Genomic DNA, 18,147 nt, shown 5'->3' on the forward strand with positions numbered 1-18,147 from the left:
TCCAATAAGTGGTTCTGCGACATGTCACTCTAAAACGTCGGCCCTGCATGGATGACGCTGTTCAGATCGTTCCTCGCAAGATTGGTCTCCGCTGTCCCTGTGAGAAGGAAGGAGCCATCGTGGCGAGCAGGAATTCCTTCAAGTTTGCCATGCTCCCGCCGCAGACCTACACGACCGGCGGTTGGGCCAACTCTAGGCCAGCGACGATTGCGTGAAGCTTCTAAGAAGTGGCAAGCCTTCAAATGTTGCAGTAGGGCGGTTTGATGCGAATTCGTACTTGCGCAAGGACGCATCAGCGCCAGCGAAACCAGACTTGAGAAGCAGGTCGATCCTCCGGGAGGAGGACAGGTCCGAGCGGGTGCGCATATCGACACGCCGATAAGGCTTTGCACGCTCGTGACGACTCGACTTCGTCGTGTACAAATCGAAATGAGATGTAGCGCGTTTCGCGATGCTACTTCGATGTCCGACTGCTTCCGCAATGCTTCCGCGGCCAAGCCAAGCATCGAGAGAGCAAAGTGCGCTCTCGCCAAGTACTTCAAAGCATGCGATAAAATGGCGGACCCGGCGAGATTCGAACTCACGACCTCTGCCTTCGGAGGGCAGCGCTCTATCCAGCTGAGCTACGGGTCCAGTGCAGCGGACCATACCGGAGAGGGGCGGCAGGCGCAACGCGGCCGGCTTGCGGCTGCGCTGATCCTGGGCGACAGTCCGCGCCCTTCGACTACCCAGGGGGACGCTCCATGCACGTCAATCGCCGCCGCTTCCTAGGCGCCTCAGGTGCCGCGCTCGCCGCCGTTGGGCTGGCCGGCCGGGCCGGCGCCCAGAGCAATCAGCCGCTCGAGGTCGTCAAGATCGTCACCGGCTTCCCGCCCGGTGGCACCTCGGACACGCTGTGCCGGCGGGTCGCCGAGAACCTGCGGGGCACCACCTACACCAGATCGGCCGTGGTCGAGAACAAGGCCGGGGCGGGCGGCCAGATCGCGGTTCAGACCATGAAGGGGGCACCGACCGACGGCAGCGTCATCCTGCAGACACCGGCCTCGATGCTGATGATCTATCCGCACGTCTACAAGAAGCTGTCTTATGACGCGTTGACCGACGTTACCGCGATCTCGCTGGCCTGCACCTTCGATTTCGGCTTCTGCGTCGGACCGGCGGTGCCGGACGAGGTCAAGGACGTCAAAGGCTTCCTGGCCTGGGCCAAGGCCAATCCCGACAAGGCGAACTACGGTTCGCCGGGCGCCGGCTCGGTGCCGCACTTCATCGGCGTGCTGCTCGGCCAGGCGGGCGGCGTCGAGCTGAAGCATGTCGCCTATCGCGGCTCGGCGCCCGCCGTTCAGGATCTGGTCGCGGGTCAGATACAGGCCGTCTCGGGTCCGGTCGGCGAGTTCACCCAGCAGGCCAATGCCGGCAAGATCCGTTATCTGGCCGTCTCAGGTGCTGAGCGCAGCCGGTTCGCGCCCAAGGTCCCGACCTTCGCCGAGCAGGGCTACAAGGACCTCGTGTTCTCGGAATGGTTCGGCTTCTTCGCGCCGGGCGGCACACCCGAGCCGGTCGTCCAGCGCATCAACCAGGCGCTGCGTGTTGCGCTCGAGCAGAAAGACGTGGTCGATGGCCTGGCCGTCATGGGCCTCGAAGCGACCTCGTCGACACCGGACCAGCTCGCGAAGCTCTTGAAGGACAGTTACGACCGCTGGGGGCCGATCGTGAAGAAGATCGGGTTTACGGCGGACTCTTGACGGGAGCTCAGGCTCTTCCGGACGGCGAGCGTCTCGCTCGCTCATGAGTTCGAGCGAGCGAGACGCTCGCGGGTCCGGAAGAGCCTGAGCGACGGTCTACACCCGCCGGGTGCCTTCGCGGGCGAAAGCGGCAGCGGCGCGGTCGATCAGCGCCTTGCGGTCGATCTTGTTGGTGCCGGCGAGCGGCAGCTCGTCGAGGAACCAGACGGCGCGGGGATGGGCGTAGGCCGGTCCGTTGTCGAGGGCGAAGCGGCGCAGCGTATCCTCGCTCGGCGACGTTCCGGGCTTCGGCACGACGAACGCCACCGGAAGCTGGTACTTGATCTCGTCGGCCACCGGCACGACGCAGACCTGGGCCACGTCGGCGTGGCGGCCCAGGAGCTTCTCGACCTCGCCGGGGTAGACGTTCTCGCCGCCGCACTGGAACATGTCGTCGGCCCGGCCGACGAAAAAGACGAAACCGTTGGCGTCGCGCCGCATCACGTCGCCGGTGTCGTACCAGCCGTCGATCAGGCGCCTCTTCGTGTCGGCCGCGCGGTTGAGATAGCCGCTCATCAGCGCCGGGGTGCAGATGTGCAGCACGCCCTGGTCGGGATCATTGCCGACGAACCTCACCTCGAGGCCCGTGCGCGGATAGCCCAGCGCACCCATTGGCTTGGCAATGCCCTCCGGGTGCGGGCCGAAGGCGATCGGCCCCGATTCGGTGGTGCCCCAGCTGTTGGCCGTCTCGGCGTTGGGGAACAGCCGGTGCATCTGCTCGAAGAACTCGGGCGTCGACGGCGCCGAGCCGGTGACGGCGACGGTGACGCAGGAGAGGTCGGCCTTCGCCAGCTCCTCGGTTTCGCGCATCACAAGGGCCAGCATGGTCGGCACCGAGGTCACCATGTCGATGCGCAGCCGGTCGATGGCGCGGATGTAGCCGGCGGCCGTGAAGGCGGCCATCAGCGCGATGGTGCCGCCGTTGATCATCACCAGCTTGGCGCTGAACAGGCCGTTCATGTGGAACAGCGGGGCGGCGATGATCGCCTTGCGGCCCTCGATGCCGGGCCGCTGCTCGGGCGTGGCGCCGGTCGCCCAGAGATAGCCGCCGTGGCTGAGCGGCACGCCCTTGGGCAGACCGGTCGACCCCGAGGTATAGAGCACCATCGCCGTCTCCTCGAATGCCATGTCGACCGGCGCGAACGGACCAGGGTCGAGCAGCGTGTCGAGCTGCTCGATCGGCACGGTCGGCACCAGCTCGGCAACCAGCGGCGCCCGCTCGGCGTCGGCGATGGCGAGCACCACGGCAGAGTCCTTCATGATGTGCGCCACCGTCTCGCGCGGCAGCTTGTGGTTGACACAGACCGAGACCAGGCCGGCTGCCATGGTCGCCATGTACAGGATCAGGTAGTCGGCGCTGTTGGCGGCGACGATGGCGACTGCCTGGCCGCGCTCGAGTCCACGCTTCAACAGGCCGCGCGCCAGGGCGGCGATGCGGGCCCGGCCCTCGCCGTAGCTCAGGCGACGTTGCTCGTCGCCCTCCGGTGAAAGCTGGATGATCAGCGCACGGTCGTCGGGCGCGGCGGGATCGAGGATGGCGGCGAGGTTGGTCAGGCTCATGGCGAACTCGGGCAATGCAAGCGACGCGCCTAGCGGCTGTCGCGACGGTGGAACTGCGAGCCGCCGTAGGACTGGTCGGTCGGCACGATCTCCATATAGCTCACATCCATGCGCTGCGGGGCGCCGAGCACGAACATGATCGCCTCGGCGATGTCGTCGGGCTGCAGGCAGTCGAAACCTTCGTAAAAGCGCCGGCGGCCTTCGTCGGGGTCGTCGAGCAGGGCGACATGGGCGCCGGTCTCGACCCGGCCCGGCGCGATTTCGCTCACCCGCACGCCCGAGGCATGCAAGTCGAGCCGCAGCGTCTGGCCGAGATTGCGCAGCGCGGCCTTGGTCATGGCATAGACCGGCATGCCCGGGATCGGCCAGGCGGCGGCGATCGAGCCCAGCAGGACGACATGGCCGCGGCCGCGTGCCTGCATGCCCGGCACGGTGGCGGCGAGGCAATTGAGCGTGCCCTTGAGATTGACCTCGAGCAGCAGGTCGATGTCGTCCGGCGCGGTCTGCCACGATGCGCCGGCGCGCACCGGCGCCGAGGCGTTGCTGATCAGGATGTCGGCATCGACGACGCTCAGCGCGCTCAGCACGGCGTCGCGATGGGAGATGTCGAGCGCCAGCGGCCGGCATCCGGTCTCGCGGGCGAGATCGCTGAGATCGTCGGCCGAGCGCGCCACGGCATAGACTTCGAGCCCGCCGATGCACAGCTGGCGGACCGTCGCCGCGCCGATGCCGCGACTGGCGCCCGTGACGATGGCGGTGCGATAGCGATCGAGTGACATCGGGCTCCCCTCTCCACAGGCGAGCTTTGTACTACGCCCGCCGGCGCGTGCTAATCACGTCGAGGCGGCAGTCATTTCCTCCCCGTCTTTCCCGGGGAGATGTCGCCGTCATACGGCGAGGGAGGGGTCATGAGTCATTGGATTCGTGACTCATGTCCCCTCCGTCTGCGAAGACGCGGACACCTCCCCAGCGGAGCTGGGGAGGAGGAGGAGAAGAAGGAGTCTTGCGATGGCGAAGAAGCTGTTTCCGGATGGCACGGAGGTCGTGCCCTTCTATGTGCGGGCGGTGAGGAGCGGGTCGTTCGTGTTCGTCTCGGGCACGACGTCGCTCGATGCCAAGGGGCGGGTGCAGGGCAAGGATGCCGCCCAGCAGACCGCCATCACCATGCGCAAGATCGAGGCCGCCTTGAAGGCGGCCGGGGCGCGGCTGGCCGATGTCACGCGGATGACCATCTTCGTCACCGACATCCGCGACATGGGTGCGGTCAGCAAGGCCCTGGCCAAAGCGCTGCGCGGCTCGGTCATCTCGTCGACCCTGGTGGCGGTGAGCGCGCTGGCCGTGCCCGGCCTGCTGGTCGAGATCGAGACGACGGCGGTCGTCGAGCGCTGAGCGGAAGGGCCAAGCGTGAGCGAGGAAACGAGCCGGCGCGGCCTTGGCCGGCCTGCCCGCAAGCGCAGCAGCGCGTCAGGTCCGGGTACCGTCGACAGTAGTCCTGCCCTGGTGGGGCTCATGCTCTTCCGGGCCGAGGGCAAGATCCTTCGGCAAGCTCAGGGCAGGCGCCCGCGGTCCAGCCGAGAGCCTCAGCTCTTGGGATAGGGGATCCGGTTGCGGTCGAGCAGATCCTCGAGCGCCTTGATGCCCTGTTGGTAGCGGCCCTTCTGGCAATCGATGCCGGCGCCGAGGCGTATCATGTCGGGTCCGCCGGAACCCTCGCTGCGTCGCGTGCCGTAGCGGTCGAAGATGGCGCCGAGCTCGGCACAGCGTGCAGCAAGCTGCTCGTTCGTCTGCTGCGCCTGCAAGCCGCCGGGCAGGATGGCGGTTAGGGTGGCGAGCAGCAGGGGGCGGGCGAGTCGCATCGTCGATGGAGTCCGGTCAGAGCGGTCGTGAGGCGGAGACTATACGCATCGGGCGGCCGCCTGTACTCTCGATGCACCCGACAGCGATCGGGCAGCAGGGGGAGAGTTTACGATGTCGCGATCGACGCTGCGCTGCATGCTGGGCTTTGCCATCGCCGGACTGGCAGCGGCCTGCGGCGATGCCCAATCAACGCCCGGCAACGATCCGATGACGCGCACCGCCGCCAAGACCGTCACCTGGTCGGACGGCAAGCCGGCCATTCAGATCAACTGCAACATGCCAGGCGATTGTCAGACGCGCGCCATCGCGATGTGCCGCGAAAGCCGCGGCAACTACACCGTGCTGGCGATGGACAACATGCCGACGCGGGGCGATGCCACCGTCGTGCGCGGACCGGCTTCGGTCGTGGTACGCTGCGCCTGATCGGCCGGCAATCGGGCTGGCTCATTGGCGGATCGGTCGATCATGGGGCGCGGCGGTTGACGAGGGTCCTGTGCTGATCGAAGCTCGGATGAAATTCTGTCAAGTGTTAGGAAAACACCATGGCTGAAATTCTCGCCCTTGGCATCTCGCACTACCCGCCGCTGTGGGGCGCCGACGAGCGCATGGCGTGGATCCTGAAGCGCATGCTCGCCAACCCGCGCCTGCCGGAGGAGCTCAGGACGCCGGCCGGCTGGCCCGAGGCGATGCGGGCCGAATGGGGCAACGACGAGGGCGCCTCGTCCGCGGCGCGCCATCGCGCCGACCTGGTTGGCTGGATGGAGAGGACGCGGGCGGCGCTCGATGCGTTCGATCCGGACTTCGTGCTGATCTGGGGCGACGACCAGTACGAGAACTTCAAGGAAGACGTCGTGCCGCCCTACTGCGTCAGCGCCTACGACCGCTTCAAGTTCGCGGTGCCGCCGAACAACGTCTGGGGCGAGACCGACAAGGTCTACGACCTGCCTGGCCATCGGCAGGCGGCCAAATACCTGGCGAGCGCGCTGATCGAGGAAGGCTTCGACACGGCCTACGCCTACAAGCCCTTGCACCATCCGCTGGGCCATGCCTTTGCCAACGCGATCTTCTATCTCGACTATGCCCGCCGCGGCTTCGGCTATCCGATCGTGCCCATGGCCATCAATTGCTACGGCCGGCGCGTGCTCGCCCAGCGCGGCGGCCTGCCGGTGTTCGATCGCGAGATCGCCGAGGCTGACCTCGACCCTCCGGCGCCGACGCCGCGCCGCCTGTTCGACCTCGGCGCAGCGACCGCACGTGTCCTCGCCGCCTCGCCGTGGCGTGTGGCGCTGCTCGCCTCGTCAGGCTGGTCGCACGCCTTCCTGACGGCCAAGAACCACTTCCTCTATCCCGACACGCCGGCCGACAAGCGCATGTTCGAGGCGCTGCGCAGCGCCGACTGGCAGACCTGGCGCAACTGCTCGGGCGCCGCCGTCGAGGACAGTGGCCAGCAGGAGATCCTGAACTGGATGTGCCTGGCCGGGGCGATGAACGAACTGGGACGCAAACCGCAGGTCACCGGCCTGGTCGAGACCTGGATATTCAACTCGTCCAAAGCCTTCCTGATCGCGCCGCCGCATTGACTCGGGCAAACGGGAATCGCCACCGGCGGAGGACGCCGGCCTTTCTTGTCGTCCTGAGCGCAGCGAAGGATGCGGCGCCTTGCCAATGTATTGCGAGACTCTGGAGTGGCGCGCGCCCCGGTACCGATCTCACTTGTGCGCAATGTCGAGGCGGACGACGTCGCCCAGGGCGACGAACTTCTCCCCGTCGAACTGGGCCAGCTGCATGGCGTGGAAGGCGAGGTAATCGTCGGGTGAGTTGCTGAGGGTGATGCCGGGCAGCAGCATCGGCGCCACGACATCTTTCAGGCTGGTCGCGTGCTTCAGGATGTTGTCGCGCGTCAAACCGTTGCCGCAGGCCTTGAGGACCCGGGCGATCATGAAAGAATTGATGTAACCTGGCACGGCCGTGTTGTCCTCGATATTGAGGCTCGGCATGTATTTCCTGGCGAAGGCGCGATACTCGACGACGTCGGCATCGTTGAGCGTCGTCGTGTCGGTCGGATGCTTCTCCCAGCGTGCGGTGATGACGCCCTTTGAGCGCTCGAGGCCGGCCGGCACCAGCGTGCCGCCGACCGATGACGCGACGCTGGCGATGATGTGGAGCGCCGGCCGCCAGCCGAGATCGTAGGCCTTGCGGATGCCCTGGGCGGCGAACTTCGACGTCGTGAACTGCACCAGCGCGTCGGCGCCAGCGCCCTTCAGGTCGATGATCTGGCTGTCGACGCTGGGATCGGTGAGCTCGTTGCTGACCTCGCGCACGATCATTGTTCTTGCGCGCTCGCCCAGCCCCTTCTTGAGGCCGAGCAGGAAATCCTTGCCGAGATCGTCGTTGATGTAGAGCACGCCGATCTTCGCCGTCGGATGCTTGGCCAGGATGAACTTGGCGTAGATCTCGCCCTGGCCGACATACGTGGGATAGAGCGGCACGATCCACGGAAAGGCCTTGGGATCGTTGAAACGATCGGCGCCCGAGGTCAGGAACAGGTTCGGCACCTTCTTGCCGTTGAGGTATTTCTGCACCGAGGTGTTGGGCGCGGTGCCGAGGAAGCCGGCGATCGCCAGCACGTTGTCCTCCTCGACGAGCTTGCGCGTCTGCTCCAGCGCCTTGGGCGGGTTGTAGGCGTTGTCGAGCGAGATCAGGGTGATCTTGCGGCCGTTGATGCCGCCCTGCTCGTTGATCATCTGGAAATAGGCGGTCTGGGCGTGGCCGTAGATGCCGTAGGCCGAGGCAGGGCCGCTGTAGGGTGAGGTCGTGCCGAGCTTGATCTCGCTGTCGCTGACACCCGGGCCGTAGTTCTTCGACTGGGCGCGCGCGGCGCCGGCCGACAGGGCGGCGGCACCCGCGCCGGCCAGCAGGGCGCGTCGCGTGACGGTGATGGTGGTCATGTCTCCTCCCGTCGCAAGCGCCTGGTCGGCTTGCGCACCTTTGGCGGAATCATCAGCCGCGCCAATTCGCAGCGCAAGCGGAATCTAACAACTGGTAGTTATTTTATCGGGAGCTGTCGCACGGGGCCGGCGCCCGGCTTGATGATGCCGCTGGCGAGCAGCCGTATCAGCTCGTCGGCGACGTCGTCGGGCGAGAGCGGGCCGTCCGGGCTATACCATTCGGCGACCCAGGTCAGTGCCCCCATGGTCAGCATGCGCACCACCGAGAGATTGAAGCCGGAGCGCAGCAGGCCCTTCTTGTGCGCCTCTGCGAACAGGTCGGCGAAGATCGCCGCGTATTCGCGTTCCTGCTTCATGTGTTGGTCGCGCAGCCGCTTCGGGAGCCGGCGGATCGCCTTCAGGCGCGACGAGAAGTGCTCCTGCAGCGTATAGGCGAGGTGAGCGCGCAGGGCGGCGCGCAACCGGTCGAGCGGCGAGCTTGCGCGTCCGGCAGCGGCGATCGCCTGCATCACCGCCGTGCGGGCGCCGCCGACGCCGCTTTCCAGCACCGCGCGGATGATCTCGTCGCGCGAGTCGAAGTGGTAGTAGATGCTGCCCGCCTTCATCTTGGCGCCGGCGGCGATGCGGCGCAGCGTGACGCGGTCCGAGCCGTCCTCCTGGACCAGCCGCTTGGCGACTTGGATCAGGCGCGCCCGCGTCTTGTCGGCCTTGGTCTGCTTGTCTTTTCCGGCGTCGTCGACCGGCGGCGTGGTCCGCTCCGACCGGACAGGGCGGTCAATCTTCATCGCTCCGTCTTACGTGACGGGAGGGTCACGGTTCAAGACTCATGGACCTCCCCAGCTTCGCTGGGGAGGTGTCGGCGTCTTCGCCGGCGGAGGGGTCATGAGCCGCAGTAGTGGTGCCCATGACCCCTCCGTCGCCGTAAGACGGCGACACCTCCCCAAGCAAAGCTTGGGGAGGAGGATGAAACTCAAATGATGATCGTGAGCTTGCCCGGATAGAGCATATCCATGTCGAGGATCGAGCGCTTGAACTTGATCTTCCACGGCCGGCCGGTGCAGTCGATTCGGTAGAGGTGCTTGCCATAGTACGTATCGACGACGCCGCGCTTGGCGCGATAGGTGATGAAATTGCAGCTCACCTCGGCCACGCCCGCGTCCATGCCGGTGATGCGCACGTTGCTGATCATGTGGCGCTGGCGCGAGCGCGGGAACTCCGAGTGCGCTTCCTTCTTCTTCAGGCGCTCGATCCGCTCGCGCAGGCGGACATAGTCGTCGGCGATGTAGAACAGCGACGTCGCCGGATCGGTCTCGTCGGGATCGCCGGTCGGCGGCACTTCGTAGGTGGCGCCCTCGGCGAACATCGCGAACCATTCCTCGATGCGCCAATCGTCGAGCAGATCGGCCTCGAGATAGAGGAAATCCTCCATGCGGGCGCGCAGGCCGGGATCGTCCAGGGCCGCGGCGCCGGCGAGGCTCGCGTCGGCGTTCATCGCGCACCCGCCATGCGCTGCTGCCATTGCCGCCAGAAGCAGCGCATCTGCTCCTCGTCGTCGTTCATCGGCTTGCCGACGCGCGGCATGCCCTTGGAGATGTCGTTCCACGCCGCCTCGCGCATGTTTCTGTAGCCGCGCTGGCAGTTCTCCAGCGCCTCCTGGTCGTCCGGCGTGGCGAAGCCGCCCGGCCCCAGGAACTCGAGGAAGTTGAACAGGCGAAGCTTGCGCAGCTCGCTGTCCTCGTCGCAGGCGGCGAGCGCCCACGCGCTGACGGTCATCTGGTCGGGCGCCTCGGGATAGAAGGTTCGGATCGTGATCGCCATGATGTCGTTGATGACCAGGTTGGGGAAGATCAGCATGTTGCGGCTGGTCTCGGCGATGCGCAGCCCGCGCTCCTCGCCGAAGCGCTGCACCAGGTTCTTGCGCAGCCGCTCGACCAGCTCGCGCTTCTCCTCGCCCCATGACGGAACCCAGCGGGCGATCGGCCGACCCCACGGCGAGGCGTACTCGATGACGGCGTGACCGTTGCCCAGATCGGACATGCCGCGAGCGGTGAAATCGTTGGTGCCTGAGTCCATGCGCAGGCTGCCGATGTTCTTCAGATAGTCGAAATAGGTGCTGTGAACCGGGAAGCCATGGAAGGCGTCGATGCTGTTCTCGGCCAGCAGCTTCCAGTTCGCGTTGATGCGGTACTGCTGACCGCTGCCGACGACTTCCATGCCGGCCTCCGACTGGTCGGCGACGAGATCGATATATTCCCTGGCGCCGGCCAGGTAGTCGGCCAGCGGCATGGCGTTGCGGTCGAAATTGACGAACCAGAAATCGCGGTAGCTTTCCAGGCGCGGCACCTGGGCCAGGTCGGCGCAGCCGCCGCCATAGTGCTCCTTGCCGTAGTTGCCTTCCTCGAAGCGCGAGGCGAAGCGGCCGTTCACGTTGAACGACCAGCCATGATAGAAGCAGCGGAACGACAGCGCGTTGCCCTTGCGCTCGCGCACCACCATGGCGCCGCGATGCGGGCAGGTATTGAGGAAGGCGTGCACCGCCCCGCCACGATCGCGATTGAAGATCAGCTCACGACCGCCCACTGCACGGGTGATAAAGTCGCAATTGCCGGCGATCTCCGAGCCGTGGCCGAGGTAGAGCCAGCACCGGTCGAAGATGGCGGCGTGCTCGCCTTCCAGCACGGATTGCTCGGTGAAGGCGCGCCGCGCGACGCGGAACAGGTGCCGCTCGCGATCCTCGACCACCAGGCCGGCATGGCCGGACGGGACCTCCGGATTTATCAGGGCGGTGTCCATGCATTCCTCCTCGCCGGCCAATAAATCTAACAATTGTTAGGAAGTTTATAACCTGATAGACAATGTGGTCAACCGGAGGGAGGACAGCGATGGACGATGCAGCCCTTGCCCGCGCCGTGGTCGACCCGCGGACCTACATTGACCAGTCGGCCTACGATGCGCTGTTCACGCCGCTCCGCCGCGCCGCTCCCGTGTGCCGGGTGGCGCCCGAGGGCTACCGGCCGTTCTGGCTGGTGACCCGCCATGCCGACATCATCGAGATCGAGCGCCAGCCGGAGTGGTTCCTGAACGGGCCGCGCTCGACCCTCACCTCGCTGGCCGATGAGGAAAAGCTGGAGCGGCTGACCGGCCGGCGCGCTTCGGCCCTGCGCACGCTGGTCAACATGGACGACCCCGATCACCGGGTCGTACTACGTCATCATCGCCACTGCGGGCCACGATACGACCAGCTCGACCACCTCGGGCGGCCTGTTGGCCCTGATGCAGACGCCGGGCGCGCTCGATCGCTTGCGGGCTGAGCCGGAGCTGCTGACCCGGGCGGTCGACGAGATGATCCGCTACGTCTCGCCGGTGAAGCATTTCTTCCGGACCGCGACCGAGGACTATGTCCTGCGCGGCCAGCAGATCAGGGCAGGCGACAGCCTGATGATGTGCTATCCATCGGGCAATCGCGACGAGGACGTGTTCGAGGACCCGTTTGACTTCCGCATCGATCGTTCGCCGAACCGCCATCTCGCCTTCGGCTTCGGGGCGCATCTCTGTCTCGGCATGCATCTCGCCCGGATGGAGATCCGTGCTTTCTTCCGCGAATTGCTGCCGCGCCTCGACCATGTCGAGCTGGCCGGCGCGCCGCCCTGGGTCGAGGCCAACTTCGTCAGCGGCCTCAAGCGCCTGCCGATCCGTTATTCCTTCGCCAAGGCGGCGGCGTGACCGCTGTCGCCCGGTCACGTCCTGGCTTGGCCGCAAGCGAACGAGCCCAAGTCTTCGCTCGATTCTCAGCCGCAGATGAACACAGATGAACACAGATCGATTGACCTCGAAGCGATATTCCCTGAGGGCTCTTGACGAGACTATCGGTCCGGGATCGCTGTCATCCCGAGCGCATCGAGGGACCATTGCTGCAGCCTCAAGGATCCCTCGCTGCGCTCGGGATGACAGAAGTGTCGTTGCAACCGGAGCACTTGCTTCGCGACAGGCGCCGGAGATCTCTGAAGCCTCCTCGCTTGGCAGCCATGTCAAGTATCCGTGTTCATCTGTGTTCATCCGTGGCTTCCATTTTCGGCGAGGCATGAGCAATGTGCACCATGCTGGTTTGGCATGGAGCCGTGCCAGAGGATGAGCGGGCAGCACCTCATCATCGTCGGCGCCGGTCATGCCGCCGGCCAGCTGATCGCCAGCCTGGCGCAGGAGAAATTTTCAGGCGCCGTGACGGTGGTCGGCGACGAGCCCTATCCGCCCTATCAGCGGCCGCCTTTGTCCAAGAAATACCTGGCGGGCGAGCTGGCGCTCGACCGGCTCTACCTGAAGCCTGCGGCGTTCTACGAGAAGCTCGGCACCCGCCTGCTGCTCGGCCGCCATGTCGAGCGCATCGATCGGCCGGCGCATCGCGTGGTCCTCGATGACGGTTCGAGCCTCGACTACACGACCCTGGTGCTGGCCACCGGCAGCCGGGCGCGCACTCTTTCGCTGCCTGGAGCGGAACTGCCGGGCATCGTCTCGCTGCGCAGCATCGCCGATGTCGAGGCGATCCGCGCGAGGTTCTTCGGCGGCACGTCGCTGGTCGTCGTGGGCGGCGGCTATATCGGGCTCGAGCTGGCGGCCGTCGCGGTCAAGCTGGGGCTCGCCGTCACCGTGCTCGAGCAGGCGCCGCGCCTGATGATGCGCGGCGTCGGGCAGGTGGTCTCGACCTTCTACGAGCGGCTGCATCGCGAGGAAGGGGTCGCCGTCCATACCGGCGTGGCCGTGAAGGGTTTCGGAGGCGAGGGGCACGTCGAGCGCGTCCTCTGCGACGGCCTGCAGGTTCCGGCCGACCTGGTGGTGGTCGGCGTCGGCGCGCTGCCCAACATCGAGCTTGCCCAGGCGGCGGGTCTTGCGACCACGAACGGGATCGACGTCGACGCGCGGTGCTGCACCGAGGATCCTGCGGTTTACGCCATCGGCGATTGCACCAACCAGCACCATCCCCTGCTCGACCGACGGCTGCGGTTGGAGTCCGTGCACAATGCGCTCGAGCAGGGGCGCATGGCGGCAGCGGCGATCTGCGGCCTGCCGGCCCCGCCCGATCAGGTGCCGTGGTTCTGGAGCGACCAGTACGACGTCAAGCTGCAGACTGCCGGCCTGTCTGACCAGCACGACCAGGCGATCGTCCGCGGCCGGCCGGACGAGGGGCGGTCGTTCGCCGTGTTCTATCTTTCCGATGGCGTGCTGGTGGCCTGTGATGCCATGAACCGGGCGGCGGAATTCATGATGTCCAAGGTTCTGATCGGCGCGCGGGCGCGCGTCGACACCGCGAAGCTCGCCGACGAACGGGTGGCAGTGAAGGATTGTCGACTATAGCGCTGAACGAGTGAGTGGACCGACAGATGGCAAAGATCACCTTCGAGACGACGGACGGGCAGGAGCACACGATCGACATCGCCAATGGGCTGTCGATCATGGAGGGCGCTGTCCGGAACATGGTGCCCGGCATCGATGCCGATTGCGGCGGCACCTGCTCGTGCGCGACCTGCATGGTCTACGTCCCGCCCGAATGGGCCGGAAAGCTGCCGCCCAAGAAGTCGGACGAAGAGGCGATGATCGAGTTCTGCCCCCACCACAACGAGACTTCGCGCCTGTCCTGCCAGATCGACGTCACGGATGCGCTCGATGGCCTGCGGCTCAAGGTGCCGGAGAGCCAGCGCTGAAGGGGGTATCCGCTCATTGCCGGGGCCGCGCCACTCCCGTGGCGCTCATGCTCTTCTGGATCGAGGGCGTCTCGCCCGCTCATGATCATGAGCCGGCGAGTCGCCCGCGGTCCGAGAAAGGACGCTCCCCTCATTCATCCGTGGCCAGTCGTCTCGACTGTCAGGATTGGGCCAGCGCAGCGAGCACCCGCTGGGCCTGCTTGAGATGGGGGATGTCGTACATCTTGCCGTCGATGCCGATCGTGCCGGAATCGGGTTGCGCCGCGAAAGTTTCGACGACCTGGCGCGCATGCGCCACGTCCTCGTCGCTCGGCGTGAAGCAGCGATTGATCGTCGCCACCTGGTCGGGATGGATGGCGATGCGCCCGGTGAAACCGTCGCGCCGCGCGGTCAGGGAGCTCTCGGCAAGCCCCTTGCTGTCGCGGAAGTCGGTATAGACCGTCTCGAGCGGCGCCACGTCGGCGGCGCACGCCGCGAACAGGCACTGCGCGCGGGCCACCTGGTAGGGGAAGCTGAAGCTGCCGTCGGGCGCCTTGCTGGTGGTGGCGCCGACCGCGCTCGAAAGGTCCTCGGCCCCCCAGGTCAGCCCGGCGAGACGCGGATGTGCCGGCGTGTACGAGCCGAGATGGAACATCGCCGTCGGCGTCTCGGTCGCCACGACCAGGATCTTGACGTGGCCGGCGGTCATGCCGGTTTTGGCCTCTAGGGCATCGAGGCAGTGGCCGAGCCGCACCACGTCGCCGGAACCGTTGGCCTTGGGCAGGACGATGCCGTCGAGACCCGGCATGACCACGGCCGCCAGGTCCTCGAGCGTCATGCCAGAGTCGAAGGGATTGATGCGCGCCCAGCAGCTCCAGGGGCGGCCCGCGGTGGGCGCGATCATGCCGGCCAGCATCTTGCGGGCCTCGGGCTTGCGCGACGGCGCGACGGCATCCTCGAGGTCGAGGATCAGGCCGTCGGCGCCGGTTGCCCGGGCGCGCTCGAACTTGCGCTCGCTGTCGCCAGGCACGAAGAGCAGGGAACGCAACCTCATTTCGGCTTCCCCAGCATCAAGCCGGCTCGCTTGCAGATGCAGATCTCCTCGTCGCGCTGGTTCAAGCCTCTATGCTGGAACGTCACGATGCCCTGCCCGGGCCGCGACTTGCTGGCGCGCACCTCGATCACCGTCGTCTCGGCGCGGATCGTGTCGCCGGCGAAGACAGGCCGGGGAAAGCGGACCTCGTCCCAGCCGAGATTGCCCACCGTGGTGCCGAGCGTGGTGTCGCCCACCGAAAGGCCAGTGACCAGCCCCAGAGTGAACCCGCTGTTGACCAGCGGCTTTCCGAACTCGGTCGTCTTGGCGTACTCGTGGTCGAGATGCACCGCCGCTGGATTGTGGGTCAGTGCCGTGAACAGGATGTTGTCCATGTCGGTCACCGTGCGCCGCACCGCGTGCACGAATTTCTGGCCGACGTAGAATTCCTCGAAATACAGTCCTGGCAAACGTTCCTCCTGTAGCGTCCAAACTGGCGCATCATGCTCTTTCGGACCGCGAGCGTCTCGCTCGCTGATGACTCTGAGCGAGCAGGACCCTTCGTCAAGCGAGCTCGACCTCGGCAAGGTCGCCCTCGGCGGCCTGATCGATCGCCTGGAATTGTCCGGCTTCGTGATGCGCCAGGCCGATCCGGTCGATCGGCGGGTGAAGCGCGTCTATCTCACCAAGCAGGCGCTGAGCTTCCTCAAGCAGGTACGCAGGGAGACCGACAAGTTCAACGCGCGCATCGTCGAAGGCATGGACCGCGCCGACCTGGCCAAGGCGGCCGACACGCTGCTGGCGATGAAGCGGCGGTTGCTCTCGATGTCGGAAGAGGCGCCGCCGGCCGCGCGGCCGGGACGGCGCCAAGCGGCCTGATTTTCCGCCCCAACTTCGTTGGGGAGGAGGATCAGAACCCGACGTTGTCTCCGCCTTTCAGTTTCAGCATCTCGCGGGCTTCCGCCGGGGTTGCCGGCTCGAGCGACAACTCGGCGAGGATGCGGACGATCTTGGCCACCTGCTCGGCGTTGCTTGCGGCAAGCTTGCCGCGGCCGATATAGAGGCTGTCCTCCATGCCGACGCGGACATGACCGCCCATGACCGCGTTCATGGTGGCGATCGGCATCTGGTGGCGGCCGGCGCCCAGCACCGAGAAATAGTACTGATCGCCGAACAGCCGGTCGGCCGTTGCCCGCATGTGCATCAGGTTCTCGGGCTCGGCGGCGATGCCGCCCAGGATGCCGAACACGCCCTGCACGAACAGCGGCGGCTCGACCAGGCCGCGGTCGAGGAAGTGCGACAGATTGTAGAGATGGCCGATGTCGTAGCATTCGAACTCGAAGCGCGTGCCGTTGGCGCCGAGTTCCTTGAGGCCGCGCTCGATCTGCGCGAAGGTGTTGCTCAGGATGAAGTCGCGCGTCATCTCGAGGTAGGGCTTCTCCCACTCGTACTTGAAGCTCGAGATCCTCTCGGCGGCGCCGAAGATGCCGAAATTCAGCGAGCCCATGTTCATCGAAGCGACCTCGGGCTTGGCCCACTTGGCCGCCGCCAGCCGCTCGTCGAGGGTCATGCCGAGGCCGCCGCCAGTGGTGACGTTCACCACCGCATCGCACTGCTGCTTGATGCGCGGCAGGAAGCGCTGGAACGCTTCCGGCTTCTGCGTCGGCTTGCCGTCCTTCTCGTCGCGCGCGTGCAGATGCAGGACCGCGGCGCCGGCCTCGGCCGCGGCAACCGCTTCCGCGGCGATCTCGTCGCCGGTGATCGGCAGGTGATCCGACATGGTCGGCGTATGGATGGATCCGGTCACCGCGCAGGTGACGATGACCTTCTGGGCCCGGCGCATTCAGAGGCTCCTCGCGTTGCTGTCGATCTGATTCATAGTCTTCCGGACCACGGGCGTCCCGCCTGCTCGTGATCTTCGTCATCGTCATCACGATGAGCGGGCGAGACGCCCGCGGTCCGCATGATCCATGGCCCCTCCGTCGCCGTAAGACGGCGACACCTGCCCAGCACAGCTGGGGGAGGAGAATGATCACCCGCCCTGGCCTTCGAGCACCAGCGGCGCCTGGCGATGGTTGCGTCGGGAGCCCCACATGGCGGCAATCTCGGGATGCGCGCGTGTGACGTCGGCGCCCGAGGGCAGCGCTGCCTGGTGGTCGGCGATCCACACGACGACGTCCTCGGCAACCTTGTCGCCCTCCTTGTCGCGCAGCAGCAGGTGGTAGCCGTTCTTGTAGAAGGCGAGCTTCGAATCGGGGCGCGGCGGCATGACCTCGATGGCGGCGCGCACGGGGTCCTGAGGCACGATGCGATCGCCCAGCCCGTGCAGCATCAGGTAGGGCACCTTGATGCGCTCGGACGAGGCGCGGGCGTCGTCCATCAGGCCGACCAGCCCGTAGCCCATGTCGAGCCGCACCTGGCGCAGCATCTTCGGATCCTTGCGCAGCTTGTCCAGGGTCTTGGGATTGTCGGTCGGCATGTAGTCGATCGAGGTCGGCCCGGAGGGCATCCAGGGGATCGTATGGGCGAAGAACCACAGGCCGGCGCTGGCGACCGGGCCGAACGTATCGCGCGAGCGCAGCGCCGGCGCCGACAGGATCAGCCCGTCGATCTCGGCGCTGCGGTCGGCGGCGACCAGCGCCACGGCCCCGCCCATGCTCTCGCCGGCGAGGTAGATCGGTACATCGGGGTGCTTCGCCTTGACCAGCATCACCATCGCCCGGGCGTCGTCGACCAGCGCCTCGGTGCCGGGCCAGCGCGCCCGGGTCGGGCTTTCGCCGAATCCGCGCTGGTCGTAGGCGTACGTCGTGATGTCCTGCTTGGCCCAGATCGACGCCGGCTCGTCCCACGCCATGCGATAGTCGCCGAAGCCATGCAGACCCAGGATCACGGTCCTGGGGGTACCATTTGCCGCAGGCCAGGTGGCGACCGGCAGGGACGTGCCGTCGGCTGCGATGTAGCGCTTATCCGACAGCGTCGGAGCGCGCACCGTGGTGCCGGCGGGCATGACGGTCGGGGCGCAGGCGGGCAGCATGACCGCAGCCGCCGTGGCCGCTATCATCCGCCGGCGTGAAAGGAAGGATATCGTGACGGAACCTTTTGAACTCATCTCTGTCGATACCGACCGCGTCGCCTGCGACGGCGGGGGCGGTGCGCTCGGTCATCCCAAAGTCTATCTCAATCTGGGCGAAGAAGGGCGGGTCGAATGCCCCTACTGCAGCCGGACGTACGTGTTGCGCGAAGGCGTCCGCCCCGGCCATGGCGCCGGGGCGCCCGCCCATTGAGGAGGCGGC

21 protein-coding genes and 1 tRNA gene are annotated in these 18,147 nt (G+C 66.5%); 10 read left to right on the top strand and 12 right to left on the bottom strand.

Annotated features, from left to right (window positions below; all coding sequences use genetic code 11):
• Positions 1-556 precede the first annotated feature (556 nt).
• Positions 557-633, bottom strand: a tRNA-Arg gene (locus ACILR9_RS16145).
• 110 nt (positions 634-743) lie between these two features.
• Between ACILR9_RS16145 and ACILR9_RS16150 the strand changes: the two genes are divergently transcribed.
• On the top strand, positions 744-1,742 hold the full coding sequence (locus ACILR9_RS16150) for a Bug family tripartite tricarboxylate transporter substrate binding protein (protein WP_395710969.1): 999 nt from the start codon (positions 744-746) through the stop codon (positions 1,740-1,742).
• A gap of 96 nt (positions 1,743-1,838) precedes the next feature.
• Here ACILR9_RS16150 and ACILR9_RS16155 read toward each other — a convergent pair whose 3' ends face one another.
• Positions 1,839-3,341, bottom strand: coding sequence for a class I adenylate-forming enzyme family protein (locus ACILR9_RS16155; protein ID WP_395710970.1), 1,503 nt, complete (start codon positions 3,339-3,341; stop codon positions 1,839-1,841).
• Between the two features lie 29 nt (positions 3,342-3,370).
• A complete protein-coding gene (locus ACILR9_RS16160; RefSeq protein WP_395710971.1) occupies positions 3,371-4,120 on the bottom strand; it encodes an SDR family oxidoreductase in 750 nt (249 codons plus the stop codon).
• 229 nt (positions 4,121-4,349) lie between these two features.
• Here ACILR9_RS16160 and ACILR9_RS16165 point away from each other — a divergent pair, with 229 nt between their 5' ends.
• Positions 4,350-4,730, top strand: a complete 381-nt coding sequence (locus ACILR9_RS16165; RefSeq protein WP_395710972.1) for a RidA family protein — start codon at positions 4,350-4,352, stop codon at positions 4,728-4,730.
• Positions 4,731-4,921: 191 nt separating this feature from the next.
• Here ACILR9_RS16165 and ACILR9_RS16170 read toward each other — a convergent pair whose 3' ends face one another.
• Positions 4,922-5,197, bottom strand: a complete 276-nt coding sequence (locus ACILR9_RS16170; protein WP_395710973.1) for a hypothetical protein — start codon at positions 5,195-5,197, stop codon at positions 4,922-4,924.
• 112 nt (positions 5,198-5,309) lie between these two features.
• Here ACILR9_RS16170 and ACILR9_RS16175 point away from each other — a divergent pair, with 112 nt between their 5' ends.
• Positions 5,310-5,621: a hypothetical protein gene (locus ACILR9_RS16175; protein ID WP_395710974.1), complete on the top strand. Its 312-nt coding sequence runs from the start codon at positions 5,310-5,312 to the stop codon at positions 5,619-5,621.
• 119 nt (positions 5,622-5,740) lie between these two features.
• Entirely contained in the window at positions 5,741-6,778 is a 1,038-nt protein-coding gene (locus ACILR9_RS16180) for a hypothetical protein (RefSeq protein ID WP_395710975.1), read from the top strand.
• A gap of 129 nt (positions 6,779-6,907) precedes the next feature.
• Here the strand turns inward: ACILR9_RS16180 and ACILR9_RS16185 are convergent, their stop codons facing one another.
• The 4 genes from ACILR9_RS16185 to ACILR9_RS16200 form a co-directional block, all read right to left on the bottom strand.
• A complete protein-coding gene (locus ACILR9_RS16185) occupies positions 6,908-8,146 on the bottom strand; it encodes an ABC transporter substrate-binding protein (RefSeq protein WP_395710976.1) in 1,239 nt (412 codons plus the stop codon).
• Positions 8,147-8,244: 98 nt separating this feature from the next.
• Positions 8,245-8,931 (bottom strand): TetR/AcrR family transcriptional regulator, encoded by a 687-nt coding sequence (locus tag ACILR9_RS16190; protein ID WP_395710977.1) that lies wholly within the window; start codon positions 8,929-8,931, stop codon positions 8,245-8,247.
• 185 nt (positions 8,932-9,116) lie between these two features.
• Positions 9,117-9,638 (bottom strand): aromatic-ring-hydroxylating dioxygenase subunit beta, encoded by a 522-nt coding sequence (locus ACILR9_RS16195; protein WP_395710978.1) that lies wholly within the window; start codon positions 9,636-9,638, stop codon positions 9,117-9,119.
• Positions 9,635-10,939, bottom strand: coding sequence for an SRPBCC family protein (locus tag ACILR9_RS16200; RefSeq protein ID WP_395710979.1), 1,305 nt, complete (start codon positions 10,937-10,939; stop codon positions 9,635-9,637). The genes ACILR9_RS16195 and ACILR9_RS16200 overlap by 4 nt, the downstream gene beginning before the upstream one ends.
• 89 nt (positions 10,940-11,028) lie before the next feature.
• Between ACILR9_RS16200 and ACILR9_RS16205 the strand changes: the two genes are divergently transcribed.
• The 4 genes from ACILR9_RS16205 to ACILR9_RS16220 all read left to right on the top strand — a co-directional run bounded on the left by ACILR9_RS16205 (position 11,029) and on the right by ACILR9_RS16220 (position 13,842).
• Positions 11,029-11,457 (top strand): hypothetical protein, encoded by a 429-nt coding sequence (locus ACILR9_RS16205; protein WP_395710980.1) that lies wholly within the window; start codon positions 11,029-11,031, stop codon positions 11,455-11,457.
• Positions 11,420-11,869: a cytochrome P450 gene (locus ACILR9_RS16210; RefSeq protein ID WP_395711034.1), complete on the top strand. Its 450-nt coding sequence runs from the start codon at positions 11,420-11,422 to the stop codon at positions 11,867-11,869. The genes ACILR9_RS16205 and ACILR9_RS16210 overlap by 38 nt, the downstream gene beginning before the upstream one ends.
• Before the next feature lie 405 nt (positions 11,870-12,274).
• The gene (locus tag ACILR9_RS16215; RefSeq protein WP_395710981.1) at positions 12,275-13,495 is read left to right on the top strand and encodes an NAD(P)/FAD-dependent oxidoreductase; all 1,221 of its coding nucleotides are present in this window, start codon (positions 12,275-12,277) and stop codon (positions 13,493-13,495) included.
• A gap of 26 nt (positions 13,496-13,521) precedes the next feature.
• Positions 13,522-13,842, top strand: coding sequence for a 2Fe-2S iron-sulfur cluster-binding protein (locus ACILR9_RS16220; RefSeq protein ID WP_395710982.1), 321 nt, complete (start codon positions 13,522-13,524; stop codon positions 13,840-13,842).
• A 160-nt stretch (positions 13,843-14,002) separates the two neighbouring features.
• Here the strand turns inward: ACILR9_RS16220 and ACILR9_RS16225 are convergent, their stop codons facing one another.
• A complete protein-coding gene (locus tag ACILR9_RS16225) occupies positions 14,003-14,875 on the bottom strand; it encodes an HpcH/HpaI aldolase/citrate lyase family protein (protein WP_395710983.1) in 873 nt (290 codons plus the stop codon).
• Positions 14,872-15,324: a MaoC family dehydratase gene (locus ACILR9_RS16230; protein WP_395710984.1), complete on the bottom strand. Its 453-nt coding sequence runs from the start codon at positions 15,322-15,324 to the stop codon at positions 14,872-14,874. The genes ACILR9_RS16225 and ACILR9_RS16230 overlap by 4 nt, the downstream gene beginning before the upstream one ends.
• 67 nt (positions 15,325-15,391) lie before the next feature.
• Here ACILR9_RS16230 and ACILR9_RS16235 point away from each other — a divergent pair, with 67 nt between their 5' ends.
• Complete coding sequence (locus tag ACILR9_RS16235) at positions 15,392-15,733, top strand: MarR family winged helix-turn-helix transcriptional regulator (protein WP_395710985.1); 342 nt, start codon at positions 15,392-15,394, stop codon at positions 15,731-15,733.
• A 31-nt stretch (positions 15,734-15,764) separates the two neighbouring features.
• Here ACILR9_RS16235 and ACILR9_RS16240 read toward each other — a convergent pair whose 3' ends face one another.
• Positions 15,765-16,697: a 3-keto-5-aminohexanoate cleavage protein gene (locus ACILR9_RS16240; RefSeq protein WP_395710986.1), complete on the bottom strand. Its 933-nt coding sequence runs from the start codon at positions 16,695-16,697 to the stop codon at positions 15,765-15,767.
• Between the two features lie 189 nt (positions 16,698-16,886).
• Positions 16,887-17,888: a lysophospholipase gene (locus ACILR9_RS16245; RefSeq protein WP_395710987.1), complete on the bottom strand. Its 1,002-nt coding sequence runs from the start codon at positions 17,886-17,888 to the stop codon at positions 16,887-16,889.
• Here ACILR9_RS16245 and ACILR9_RS16250 point away from each other — a divergent pair.
• Positions 17,887-18,138 (top strand): zinc-finger domain-containing protein, encoded by a 252-nt coding sequence (locus ACILR9_RS16250; protein ID WP_395710988.1) that lies wholly within the window; start codon positions 17,887-17,889, stop codon positions 18,136-18,138. The two genes, ACILR9_RS16245 and ACILR9_RS16250, sit on opposite strands and share 2 nt — an antisense overlap.
• Positions 18,139-18,147 lie beyond the last annotated feature (9 nt).

The organism is Reyranella sp., from assembly GCF_044224635.1.
Lineage (GTDB): Bacteria > Pseudomonadota > Alphaproteobacteria > Reyranellales > Reyranellaceae > Reyranella.